Here is an 11,745-nt window from a genome sequence, read left to right as displayed (position 1 = left end):
GTAATTGCAGTCATACACCAGACCCGATGTCGCATCCAGCCCTCGCGCGCCTACTCACGACCACCCAGAAAAGCCAAGCCCCATCATCATCTCGCCTACAAGGTCGCTTGATGTAATGGGGCTTAAGTTGAGAGCATTGCGTCGCTAGGCGGGTACCGACGCACCAATGACTAGTTGAGCGTGTGTCAAATCGTATGTATCGAGAGCGTCTTCATTGTTCGCCCTTGTTATCCGCGTTAGCTGGTAACTGTGCGAGACATCGCGCTGCATGGCGAATTGACGATCGGGGGAACCACCCGGCGGCACGCCAGTCTGATTTAACGCCATCAGCACAGCGTGGCAGTAGTAATTCCGGTATGCCCGTATCCTCGTGATACGGGCTTTTTTTTGCATCAACGGGATGGGCGGCGCGCACCGTACCCAGGCGAGTAAGCCAGGCAATAAAGTGGAGCAAGGAGCAGAGCAACAAACGGAGCGATAAAGCCACCACCAGCCGCGCAAAGCGGCCGGAAAAAAACAGCGCCAAGCTTGCCCGCCGCCCCTAAGATCGGGCTTCGAGCGCAGCTGTGGGCCGCGTTTCGGGTGTCGCGACGACGTAGTCGTTCATTCGCTGTGCGGTCCAGCTCAACAGGCGTTCGTCGTGCTCGAGTCTTGCAAACTCGGCTCTGCCACGCTCGGTGAGCACGGCGATATCGACAGGCGCGTGAAAACCGGGAGCCGGTGCGACCGTGCGCTGCCGAACGGTGTCCATCAGGCCGAGCGCACGAAGATATTGGAATACACCCGGACGTCTGGCCCATGGGACCTGGCGATATTGCGCCCGCCGCAGCGCTTCAAGTACCGCTTCGTTGGAATACGTGGTCATCTCACTTCTTTCTTAAAGTGCAGCTATGACACATCTATGCCCAACACGTCACCACGCCACCAGTGACGCGCATAGCACCCGCCCTTGGCTGGAAGCTCGCTGCATGCCATGCATGTCGAATTCCGCCAGGTGCTGCCTGGTCTCGTTTCGGAACCCCCGTCTGAACGGCATGTTAGCGTTCTCTCTACGGGCCGACGATGCAACCGCTGCGGCGCGATAGCAAGCCCATAGATTTGTCCCGAAAGTCATACGTTACCGCATTTAAATTGATTCTATTCACTTTATTAGCGCTTTTTTTTGCAGCAATCGTGCTATGGAAAGGCGCCCGCCGGCCCCTGACCATTGGCACGATCGCCCTGTTCTGGCTGCTCGCCGCCGGCTGGCTCACTGCGCCATTACTGGAATTTGCGCAGCCACATCGGCAGACCGACACACCCGTCAGCTTCGCGTCACGCACCGCGATCGTCATGCTCGGCGGCGGCACCATCTACGACGAAGACGACGTGCTCGTCCCACCGCGTGACGTGCTTGCGCGCATAGCGGTCAGCGCGGAAAACTACGCGGCCTGCAAGCGCACGGCAGCCGCGTGTCAGGTGATCGTGAGCGGGGGCAACCCACAGCGGCATAGCGCAACCGAAGCAGACACCTATCTGCCCTACCTGTTGCGCAAACAGGTGCCGCGTGCGGACATCGTGCTGGAAAACAGCAGCCGCACGACTTACGAAAACGCGCGCAACGTGTCGGCTATTCTCGACCGGTCACGTTACGATTCCCTGATACTCATTACCTCCGCGTATCAGATGCCGCGCGCCTTGCTCGACTTCCATCGGTTCGGCCTTGCACCGCAGCCGTTGATCTCGAGCGCGCGGCACGCATCTCTCGGTGTACTGCCACGTTGCGACAATCTGGTGAATGCGGAGATTGCGCTGCACGAGCTGATTGGAATCGCGCAATTTCATATCTATCGTGCAATCGGATGGTTCTGAATTTCAGGCGCCGTGATGAGACAATTTATTTAGAGATGCGAATATTTTCTTTATGCCGGCACCGCTTCATCGAGCTTGGTGCGGAATCGTTATCGACCGCGACAGTGAGTCGAGCGTAACAAGATGTAACTAATTGTCACTACCGTTACAAAACGTCCGCTGGAGCGGATATTGCTGGCTAGAATGCATTGTCTTTCCGATTGGACAGGCAAGTACTTGGGTCCACAACCACTCTGCGGAGGTAACAATGAAGAAAGTGTCCCTGGCGATCCTGGTTTCCCTCAGTGCCGTAACGGGCGCGGCCTATGCGCAGGACAACGGCGTCATGATGAGCACCGATCCGGCCAAGGCAGCCGACGTCGAGCAACGCGCGCAAGATTTGCAAAACCGCCAGCAAGTAATGGAAAGCGCGCCGGCCATGTCGGAGAAACATCACAAGATGGCTCCGCATCACAATCATAAGAAGGCCGCCAAGCCGATGGCCGCCAGTTCGTAAGCGCTGCTGACTGCCTCACCCACGGCCACGCCGCGAAGGTGAAAAGCCGAAGCCGGCACCGCCGGTTTCGGCTTTTTTGTTATCGAATGGACTTGCTACAGGCCCGCTGCGCCCGGCTGACGTTATGCTAAAGTCGCGCACCGACCGGCGCCCAGCGACCGTCGCCCGGCCGGAATCCCCCTAACCTGTGCGCACCTTGGTGCGGAGGACAGCATGAGCAACATTCAGCTAGATATCGAATGGACTGAAGCCGCATCTCGCAAAATCGAAAAACTGATGCCGCGCGGCGGTCAGGAAGCGTTCCTCGCGCTGCCGCCCGTCGAATGCCTGCCGATGGAAGGCGACGTGCTGTTTCTTGGTCCGGACGGCAAGCAACAACCGTTCATTGTCGCGGAGCGCCAATATCACCACGATGGCGATGCCGACTGGACCATCATCCTGATCCTCGACGTCCCGCAGGCCACGCACTAAAGATAAACGGCGAGCGCCGCACGGACCGGATCCGGCCCGGCAGTTCACTCGCCGTTGTTTGGCCCTTAAACTTCGCCTTTTAAACGCTTACGCGATCTTCGACACGACGCGAATTTCCGCGTGTTCGACCCAATCCGCCACTGCTTTCTTATAAGCCGCAATGTGCGCTGATCTGGCATGCGCGGCCAGCGCTTCCTGGCTTTCCCAACGCTCGACAAACACGAACCGGCGCGGCTCCTGCACGTCACGATGCAGATCGTATTGAAGCGCACCCTGTTCTTTACGCGTCGGCCCGACGATGCCTTCGAGCGCTTCACGCAGTTGCTCTTCATAGCCCGGCTTTGCCACCGAGATTGCGACCACCGCGATTTCCGTCATGCCTGCCCTCCGTTTTTTCACGAAAAGCAGCAGCATACCCGCCGTCCGCCAAACCTGCAGGCGATCCTGCGCACCGGGCTGGATTACCCAGATGCATAACCTCCCGCGTGCACGAAACGTCTTAGCACCGTCCTTGCCTGGAGTTTGGCGGGCGACCACTCACGACCCTGCTACCCTCGGCTTCATACACGCGATTGATTGCGTTTGAAACAAGCGATCTCGCGCAAGGCAAACGAGCGAGAAACTCCCGCGAGACGCCCGCTGCGCCGAGGGCGACTGCCACGTCGAGGCTGGTTTGCCGGGCATCCGTCATGTTCCGCGTTTGTGATAACCCGCACATTCATGCGAAGTGCGAACTGCTAGACTAGTTTTGATTAATCCCGCCGGAGTCCCGCATGGCTGGCATTGCTCTCCGCGTTCCCGGGCTGTGGCCGCCTGACCCTGCCGGCGCCTGGGCTGTGCATCCGTTGCGCGCTGAATCTGTTTGCGCGCCCTGTCACCCGCTTGCCGCGATGTCACTATGCCCGCTCTCATGCCCGCCTTTATGCCAACCGTCAGCGAAGTGACCCTGAGCGGCCTGCTCCCGCATCTGGTCCGGGACGAGTCCGGCTGGACCGCGACATGGCGCGCGCTGACCCTGCACAGCGTGTTCCAGCCGGTGCTGTCCGTCACGCATCAGTGTGTGGTCGGCTATGAGGGCCTGTTGCGTGCGGTCGATCCAGTCGGCTTGCCGGTATCGCCGGAAGTGCTGTTCTCCGGCACACGCTCGGCCGCCGACGCGCGCGAACTCGACCGCATCGCGCGCTGCCTGCATGTGGCGAATTTTATGGAACAAGGCATCAGCACAGGGTGGCTGTTTCTGAATACGCGCCCGCAGGTGTTCGAAACCGGCTGGCCGCAGCGCACCTTCATCGATGAGCTCTCGGCGCACTTCGGCCTGCCGCAGGAGCGCATCGTCATCGAAGTACTCGAACAACCCGCCGACGATGAATCCGCCGTTGCCAGCATGCTCGCGGCGTCGCAGCCACGCGACTTCCTGATTGCAATCGACGACTTCGGTACCGGTTTTTCGAACTTCGACCGTGTGTGGCGCTTTCGCCCAGACATCGTGAAACTCGACCGCTCCCTGGTCGCGCGTGCGGGCAAGCGTGAAGGCGACGATTCTATGATCAGCCACCTGATCGCAATGCTCCACCAGTCCGGTACGCTGGTGCTGGCCGAAGGCGTCGAAACCGACGAAGAGTTGATGATCCTGATGCAGGCCGACGTCGATTTCGTGCAGGGTTTCTGGCTCGGCCAGCCGAAGAGTTCGGTGCCGGCTGCGTGCGCCAGGGTGCCGGCGCTGATCGAGTCGATGTGGACCAAGTTCGCCGCTTATGAACGTGCCCGCGCCGGGCACCAACGGCTCGGCTTCGAAGGATTCGCCGAAGCCGTCCTCGCCGCCGCCGACACCTTCAAAACCACCGGCGACCTACGGCAGGCGGCACAAAAGATGTGGCATCTGCCCGAAGCGCGCCGGGTGTTCGTCACTGACGGTCAAGGCGAACAGACGCAAGCGTCGATCGCGGCCGCCTCGCTGCCGCCACCTCCGCTGCGGCTCGCACCGCTCTACACCGATACGCGCAGCAACTGGTCGCGGCGCGCGTATTTCAAACATGCGCTCGCCGCGCCGGGGCGTGTCGCCATGATGGGGCCGCACTATTCGCTCGCGGACGGCCAGGACTGCTATACCGCGGCGATCGCATTCGACCGTGACGGTACGCATGTGCTTTGCGTCGACTTCGTGCCGACGACGTCGCCGGCCGATACGCGTTCTGGTGGACGCGGGGGCAAACGCTGAGCCTGACGGCTTCCCGTTGGCCGTCCTATGGCGACGGCTCCCCAGGCACCGCCTGAACCGCCTCCGAGGGCGTTTTGATAGCTCTTCCGAGTTTTAGCGCCTCGGCTCCCCCTTTAATCCTCCACCCGTCCACGGTCGGATTTAATCTCGCTGCGCTTGGCCTTGCTGTCGAGGCGACGCCGATTCGATGCGCGCGTGGGCCGGGTCGCGACGCGCGGCTTGCGCGTCACGCTGACGCTTTCGATCAGCTCATCGAGCCGCGCCAGCGCCGCCGCGCGGTTCATCTCCTGAGTGCGATGCTGCTGCGCCTTGATGATCACCACCCCGTCGCGCGTGAGCCGATGATCGGACAGCGCGAGCAGGCGCATCTTCAGCACTTCCGGCAACGACGAAGCGTGCACGTCGAAACGCAGATGGATGGCACTCGAGACCTTATTGACGTTCTGACCGCCCGCTCCTTGTGCGCGCACTGCGGTCAATTCGATTTCGTTCGGCGGGATTGGATAACGGGATGTCATGACTGGATTGAGCTAGGAGACGCAAGTGTACACAGGGCGCAGTCGAATAAGGACTATCGGGCGCGGCCGCCGATGCGAAAAACCATTTGCAACGACACAGCCCGTTGGCCGATACTGCCGTTTTCGCTTACAGCGTAAATTAATATGAAACTCCGTCCGGGTTTTGTGCTGGAACTGGCCGTCAACTTTCTGCTGCCGTGGCTTGCTTACCGCCTCGCGCTGCCGCATCTGGGCGAGACCGGCGCGCTGATCGCCTCCGCCGTGCCACCGATCGTCTGGAGCCTGATCGAACTGATACGCTTTCGACGCGTCGACGCGCTCAGCATGATGGTCGTGGCGGGCATCGTGCTGTCGGTCGCGGCGATGGCGCTGGGCGGCAGTCCCCGCATGTTGCTGCTGCGAGAGTCACTGGTGTCCGGCGTGGTGGGCGTGGTGTTTCTGCTGTCTTTGCCGATGCGCCGCCCGCTGATCTTCTATCTCGCGCGTGCCACTGTCGCCCGTGAAATGGAAGGCGGCGCCGCGCGCTTTGAAGCGCTGTGGCGCGAGCGGCCTGCTCTCGTCAGTGCAATGCGGCTCATGACGCTTGTTTGGGGTGTCGGCCTGACCGGCGAAACGGCGCTGCGCGCATGGATGGCGCTCACCTGGCCAATCGAGCGCTTTCTGGTGGTCTCGCCGTTCATCGGCTATGGCATTTACAGCGCCTTGGCGCTATGGACGCTTTGGTACCGCAAGACCATGCGCAGCCGGGTCGAGGCACACGTACAGCCGGGTGGGATCGCAAGCTGAGCAAGGCTTGGGCGCTTTGAGGCATTCGCCCATTCCTGGATCGTTCGAACCCGATTGAAACCCGCTTGAACCCGCTTCGGCTGGCCCCGAACGAATATGCCCGCTGCCTGCGCCATACACAGGCGGAGCGCCACGCCTGTGTAAACTAGGCGACGCGCCAGGCCTCCGCAATTCGCGCGGCCAAGCCCGAGTCACGCTGCGTCGGCGTCGCAATGGCCTGCGTCAGCACGGCGCGCGTGCCGATCACCTCCACCCGCTCACGCGCGCGGGTAATTGCCGTGTACACGAGTTCGCGCGACAACACGCGGCTGAACACTAACGGCAGCATCAACACCGCATGCTGGAACTCCGAGCCTTGCGATTTATGAACGGTGAGCGCGAATGCCGTATCGTGCGGCGGCAGCGCCGCAGGCGATACGGCTCGCAGACCGCCGTCACCCGTACGGAAATACACCCGCAACGCGCCGCCAGCACCCGGCAGCGCAATGCCGATGTCGCCATTGAACAGACCGAGCGCGTAATCGTTGCGCGTGACCATCACCGGACGACCGGCAAACCACTGCGCGCCGACAGCCAGCGTCACTCCCGCCGAACGCCGCACCTGCGCGGCCATCGCGGTATTTACCTGATCGACGCCGCGCGGCCCTGAGCGCGTTGCGCACAGAATTCGAAAACCGTTCAGCGCATCGAAGAGCGGCAGGGGATCCGGTGTATCCGCGGCTAGCGCTTCAGCAAGCGCATCCGCGTACGCTGCAAAACCTGCGGCGAGCCGCGCGACGGTGCGATCGGCAAGCGTCGCATGTGTGTCTTCGTACAGCGCCGCTGCACAGGGCTCGGCAGGGTCAATGCGCAGGACTTCAAGCGCCGCGCCAGCCGCGCCGTTGCGAATCGCGAGCGACAAGCGGCCGATCGGCGATTCGAGGCCGAATCGATAGTTACGCTCGAGCCAGACGACGCAGTCGGCGAGCGGGTTTTGAGCCGGCGAAGGCGATGGCGATGGCGATGGCGATGGCGATCCTGATGCCGATGTCGATGTCGATGTCGATGTCGATGTCGATGTCGGCCGCGGAGACGATGACGACAACGGCGTTCCGGCAGCGGGCGTGGGGCTATTCGCGAAGAGATCGTCGCCGGGTGACTCACCGAAGGCGCCGTGCGCTTCAGCATCGACGAACAAGTCGTCAGGCTGCGTATCGACATCGTCCGGCGCGCCTGCATGCGCAAAAAAATCGCCAGGCCCTTCGTCGAAGCCGCTCGATACACCAGGCAATGCTTGCGACAACTGTGCCGTTTCAATGCCCAACGCGCCAGCAATCCGCTGCAGTCCGCCTGGCGTAAAAGCCGGCCGCGCGCTGAGCTCGGCGAACACCGCACCGGCCTCGACGGCGGCGAGTTGGTCCTTGTCGCCCAGCATCACGAGACGCGTCTGCGGCGCGATAGCATCGAGCAGATGCGCCGCCATTGCAACGTCGATCATCGACGCCTCGTCGATCACGACGACGTCATAAGGCAGCGGGTTGTCGCGATGATGCCGGAAGCGCCCCCCCGGCCCGGACCCGAGCAGCCGATGCAAGGTGTACGACGTCTGCGGCAAGCGCGCGGCGAGTTCGGGCGGCAAATCGCCGGCACGTGCGAGCAAGGCTTCCTGCATCCGTTGCGCGGCTTTGCCGGTGGGCGCCGCCAATGCAATCCGCAGATCGGCCCGCGCATCCAGCAAACAGGCGAGCACACCGACCACCGTAGTCGTCTTGCCGGTGCCCGGGCCGCCGCTGACGATGGTCAAGCGTCCGGACAGCGCCATGACTGCCGCGACACGTTGCCAGTCGACCTCGTCGTCCTGCGGCGGGCCGAAGTAGCGCAGCAGACGTATGTGTAGCGTTTGGGCGGTAGTGTCCGCGTCTACGCCTGCACTGGCGCCTGCATTTGCACCCGCGCGTGAAGCCGCACCGGCGCCAGCATTGCCGCCTTCGCCGGCCTCTTTCTGTGTATCTGCAATGTCACCTGCACCAGAACCCGCACTTGCACCGGCGCCCGCATCCTCTGCATCCCGCGCATGCTCACGAGCCCTCACCCCCTCCACCTGCCCCCGACCCGCATGCGCAACCAGCGAGCGTGCGAGACGCCGCTCGTAGTCGTAGTAGCGCGCCAGATACAGTCGCCCGTGCCCGTCGATCACCAGCGGCCGCAACGCCGCCGCGCTTTGCGAGCCGTCGCTAGCCATGCCGCTGGCGAACAGCGCCGCACGCACTTCCGCACTCGATGCATCGAAACGTCGCGCCAGCACGGCAAGCAGCAGGCAAACGTGACCTTCGGCTGTCGCGCGGCTCGCGGCAAAGGCGGCCCGCGCCGCCCACCTCACCGCCTCGCCTGACGCACCGCCGCGCCGCGCCAGCGTGCCGATGCGGCGCGCGAACCCTTCGGCAAGCGCCGTGCTGAAATCGGCCGGCACAGGCAAATTCACCCCGATGTCATCAAGATCCGGTGGCGCTGAAGATATCCGCTCGAACGTGCTCATGCGACACCTCCAATCATCGCCGCGTCGAGCAGCGCCACCAGTTCGAATGCGGGCCGCCGCATGTGCACGCCTGCCGCCCCGTCGGCATCACGCCACTGCGGACGAACACCGCGCACGAACAGATAGAGATAGCCACCGATATGCGTGTCGTACGCATAATCGCGCACCCGCGTTTTCAGATAGCGATGCAGCGCCACCGTATAGAGCAGCGCCTGCAGGTGATACGCATGGCTCGCCATGGCCGCTTCGAGCGGCGCCGCTGAATAGTCGGCAGCGGTGTCGCCCAGATGATTCGACTTCCAGTCGACGATCCAGAAGCGTCCGTCATGCTCGACGATCATATCGATAAATCCTTTGACGAAACCGCGCAACACGCTGGGTTCCAGCGCAACGTCGGGATAGCCGTGTTCGATCAGCAGCTCGCGCAACGCCGGAAAATCGAGCGAAGGCGCGGCAAACAGAAATTCGAGTTCGTTCAAACGGCGCTGCGGATTCAACCTGGCGAGCGCCATGCCGGGCACGAGCTCGGCGGTCACGACGTCCGCGATCAGCTTATGCATCATGGCGGGCAAGCGTGCCGCGAGCTCGGGCACGGCCGGCGGCGGGCGCTCGCGCAACGCGCCCCGGATGGCATCCGGCCACGTATCCGGATCGGTGAAATCCGCGAGTTCGAACATGCGATGCAGACAGTCGCCCGCCGCCGCGCCGCGTGGAAACGCGAGAATGTCGTCCTCAGCGTAAGACGGCGCCTGCGGCACCGGCAACGGCACAGGCGCGAGCGCGTCTGCGATCTCATCGTGATCGGGGCGCACTTCTTCAATCGGCGTATGCGCTTCCTCGGCTTTGCTGCCGGCGGCGATCAGGCCGCTGAAGCTCGCCATGCGCCACTGATCGCGCAACGGCCGCCGATTGGCGCGCGCCTGCATCTGCGCGCCGCTGTCCTGGAGGTTTTCCAACGGCACACGGCGCTCCACCTTCGGCAACGCCTGCAACGTGATCGGGCCACCCGCCAGCGCGTGCCACGACAGTGACAAAGCCGCTTCGTCGGGTGGATCGGTGAGCCAATCGTCGAAGCTGTGACCGCTGCCCCCCACCAGCCAGTTCAGCACACTGCGGCGCGACTCCTTCGTGGAGCGCGACGAAAGATAGGTACCGGCGACCAGATAGCAGCGGTACACCGCGCGCGTCAGCGCCACATAGACGAGCCGCGCCCGCTCCGCCGCCTGTTCGCGCGCCGCGTAACGTGATGCGCGTTCGGCTTCATCGTCATCGCAACCATAGTGCAGCACTGCGTCGCCCGTTTCGTCGTGATACTCGCGCGCATCGGGCAAGCCGGAGGATGGCGGCTCGCGCAGCGCACCGTCGTTCAGAAAAGGACAGAAAACGACCGCATATTCGAGCCCTTTCGATTTGTGGACGGTGACGATCTGCACGAGGTTGCGATCCGACTCGAGCCGCAACTGCGCGTCTTCGCCGCCACCTTGCGTGCGTTGTGCGGCGAGCCAGCGCAACGTCGGTGCGATGCCGGGTTGCGTGGCGGCACGCGCCTGCACGAGTTCGGCAAGGTGATTTACGTTCGTCAGACGGCGCTCACCGTCCGGTCCGGCCACCAGCCGCTGTGCGACTCGCAGTTCGCGCATCAGCGTGCGCCACATCAAGGCGAAACCGCGCTCGTGCCATAGCGTGCGATAGCGTGAGAAGCGTTCGACCCAACCCATCGCATCGGCGGCATGCGCGGGATCGTCGGCCGGGGCCGGCGCGTCGGCGACCTGCTCGAGGCGCCACAGCGCGGCGGCGTCGAGACCGAGCCAATCGGTGGCGAGCGCGGCGCGCAAACGGCGCAGATCGCCCGGCGTATCGACCGCCGCCAGCACGCGTTCGATCTGCTCGGCGTCGAGCGTCGCGAACACCGAAGCCTGCGCCAATTCCACGCTGCCGACGCCCCACGACGCCAGCACGCGCTTGATCAGACTGCCCTGCTTATGCGTTTGCACCAGCACGGCAATATTGCCCGGCGCGAGCGGCGCGTCGCCGATCGTCACCGACCCATCGCGCGCGCCGCGCAGCAGCCGCACGATCTCGGCGGCGCAGGCTTCGCTCGCCGCGCGCTGCGCATCGCGTTTGGTCAACGTGGCGTCGCCTTGCGGCAGGGTCCAGATGCGGAAGTCGCCCGCGCTCGCATCGGGTTCGGAAAAAGGCGGACGACGCCGCTCGCCGGCCCGCACCGGCTGATAGTCGAGACCGTCGAGCACGAACGCCTGCGGATTGGCTTCGAACAGCCGGTTGCAGGCCTCGACGATCGGCGCGGTCGAACGCTGATTGACCGCGAGCGTGTAGCATGCCGACGCCGCCGCGCGCGCCGCCAGATACGTATGAAGATCCGCAGCGCGGAAACTGTAGATCGCCTGCTTCGGATCGCCCACCAGAAACAGCGGGCCGGCCGGCGCAAAGATGCGGCTGAAGATTGCAAACTGCAGCGGGTCGGTATCCTGAAACTCGTCGATCAACGCGGCCGGATAACGCGTGCGCAAAGCATCGGCAAGCCATGGGTTAGCAGCGAGCGCGCGGTACAGGTTGGAGAGCAGATCGTCGAACGACACCACGCGGCGTGTGCGTTTGCGCGCCACCAGTTCGGCGGGCGCGTAGTCGAGCCAGGTTTCTACGAGCGAGAGCCAGCGCGCGCGTTGCGCGGCTTCGGCCGCGATCACGGCTGCAGCCAGTGCTTCTGCATGCTCGAAGAACGGATGTTCGGGCGGCTCGAACTTAACCTTGGTGGCTTTTTTCAACGCCGACGCCGTCAACTTCAAGGCAGCCTTCGGCGGCGGCGCGTGGCAGTCGCCCTGGGCAAAATAGTCGGTCCACGCGGCGATCGCCGCACTCACGAGGTCAG

The 11,745-nt window shown here is 63.4% G+C and carries 10 protein-coding genes; 5 read left to right on the top strand and 5 right to left on the bottom strand.

The genetic code is table 11. The features are described from left to right. Positions 1–541: 541 nt before the first annotated feature. Positions 542–865, bottom strand: a complete 324-nt coding sequence (locus VFE81_RS21295; RefSeq protein ID WP_325046491.1) for a hypothetical protein — start codon at positions 863–865, stop codon at positions 542–544. 266 nt (positions 866–1,131) lie between these two features. On the opposite strand from VFE81_RS21295, the gene VFE81_RS21290 reads away from it, so the two are divergent. The 3 genes from VFE81_RS21290 to VFE81_RS21280 all read left to right on the top strand — a co-directional run bounded on the left by VFE81_RS21290 (position 1,132) and on the right by VFE81_RS21280 (position 2,818). Continuing rightward, the gene (locus VFE81_RS21290; protein WP_325046490.1) at positions 1,132–1,851 is read left to right on the top strand and encodes a YdcF family protein; all 720 of its coding nucleotides are present in this window, start codon (positions 1,132–1,134) and stop codon (positions 1,849–1,851) included. A 247-nt stretch (positions 1,852–2,098) separates the two neighbouring features. Beyond that, positions 2,099–2,347 (top strand): hypothetical protein, encoded by a 249-nt coding sequence (locus tag VFE81_RS21285; RefSeq protein ID WP_325046489.1) that lies wholly within the window; start codon positions 2,099–2,101, stop codon positions 2,345–2,347. Between the two features lie 213 nt (positions 2,348–2,560). Next, positions 2,561–2,818, top strand: coding sequence for a hypothetical protein (locus VFE81_RS21280; RefSeq protein WP_007182306.1), 258 nt, complete (start codon positions 2,561–2,563; stop codon positions 2,816–2,818). An 87-nt stretch (positions 2,819–2,905) separates the two neighbouring features. On the opposite strand, the gene VFE81_RS21275 is transcribed toward VFE81_RS21280, so the two are convergent. Next, a complete protein-coding gene (locus tag VFE81_RS21275) occupies positions 2,906–3,196 on the bottom strand; it encodes a putative quinol monooxygenase (protein ID WP_325046488.1) in 291 nt (96 codons plus the stop codon). A gap of 544 nt (positions 3,197–3,740) precedes the next feature. Between VFE81_RS21275 and VFE81_RS21270 the strand changes: the two genes are divergently transcribed. Continuing rightward, positions 3,741–5,036, top strand: coding sequence for an EAL domain-containing protein (locus VFE81_RS21270; protein WP_325046492.1), 1,296 nt, complete (start codon positions 3,741–3,743; stop codon positions 5,034–5,036). A 113-nt stretch (positions 5,037–5,149) separates the two neighbouring features. Here VFE81_RS21270 and arfB read toward each other — a convergent pair whose 3' ends face one another. After that, the gene (gene arfB, locus VFE81_RS21265) at positions 5,150–5,554 is read right to left on the bottom strand and encodes an alternative ribosome rescue aminoacyl-tRNA hydrolase ArfB (RefSeq protein ID WP_325046487.1); all 405 of its coding nucleotides are present in this window, start codon (positions 5,552–5,554) and stop codon (positions 5,150–5,152) included. Positions 5,555–5,698: 144 nt separating this feature from the next. Between arfB and VFE81_RS21260 the strand changes: the two genes are divergently transcribed. After that, on the top strand, positions 5,699–6,340 hold the full coding sequence (locus tag VFE81_RS21260; RefSeq protein WP_325046486.1) for a VC0807 family protein: 642 nt from the start codon (positions 5,699–5,701) through the stop codon (positions 6,338–6,340). A 145-nt stretch (positions 6,341–6,485) separates the two neighbouring features. On the opposite strand, the gene VFE81_RS21255 is transcribed toward VFE81_RS21260, so the two are convergent. Together VFE81_RS21255 and VFE81_RS21250 are read right to left on the bottom strand one after the other, a co-directional pair. Then, positions 6,486–8,855 (bottom strand): AAA family ATPase, encoded by a 2,370-nt coding sequence (locus VFE81_RS21255; RefSeq protein ID WP_325046485.1) that lies wholly within the window; start codon positions 8,853–8,855, stop codon positions 6,486–6,488. Then, positions 8,852–11,745: UvrD-helicase domain-containing protein (locus VFE81_RS21250; RefSeq protein ID WP_325046484.1), on the bottom strand; the 2,894-nt coding region annotated here is incomplete at its 5' end. The genes VFE81_RS21255 and VFE81_RS21250, both read right to left, overlap by 4 nt.

This window comes from Paraburkholderia sp., from assembly GCF_035656215.1.
In the GTDB taxonomy this organism is placed as follows: domain Bacteria; phylum Pseudomonadota; class Gammaproteobacteria; order Burkholderiales; family Burkholderiaceae; genus Paraburkholderia.
The sequence above is the reverse complement of the archived record's forward strand: the minus strand, read 5'-3'. Positions and strand labels throughout refer to the sequence as shown.

Bases quoted from the DNA above. Each gene is read 5' to 3' on its own strand.
- VFE81_RS21295 (WP_325046491.1), bottom strand. From the start codon at position 865: ATGACCACGTATTCCAACGAAGCGGTACTTGAAGCGCTGCGGCGGGCG.
- VFE81_RS21285 (WP_325046489.1), top strand. From the start codon at position 2,099: ATGAAGAAAGTGTCCCTGGCGATCCTGGTTTCCCTCAGTGCCGTAACG.
- VFE81_RS21280 (WP_007182306.1), top strand. From the start codon at position 2,561: ATGAGCAACATTCAGCTAGATATCGAATGGACTGAAGCCGCATCTCGC.
- VFE81_RS21275 (WP_325046488.1), bottom strand. From the start codon at position 3,196: ATGACGGAAATCGCGGTGGTCGCAATCTCGGTGGCAAAGCCGGGCTAT.
- VFE81_RS21270 (WP_325046492.1), top strand. From the start codon at position 3,741: ATGCCAACCGTCAGCGAAGTGACCCTGAGCGGCCTGCTCCCGCATCTG.
- arfB (WP_325046487.1), bottom strand. From the start codon at position 5,554: ATGACATCCCGTTATCCAATCCCGCCGAACGAAATCGAATTGACCGCA.
- VFE81_RS21260 (WP_325046486.1), top strand. From the start codon at position 5,699: ATGAAACTCCGTCCGGGTTTTGTGCTGGAACTGGCCGTCAACTTTCTG.
- VFE81_RS21255 (WP_325046485.1), bottom strand. From the start codon at position 8,855: ATGAGCACGTTCGAGCGGATATCTTCAGCGCCACCGGATCTTGATGAC.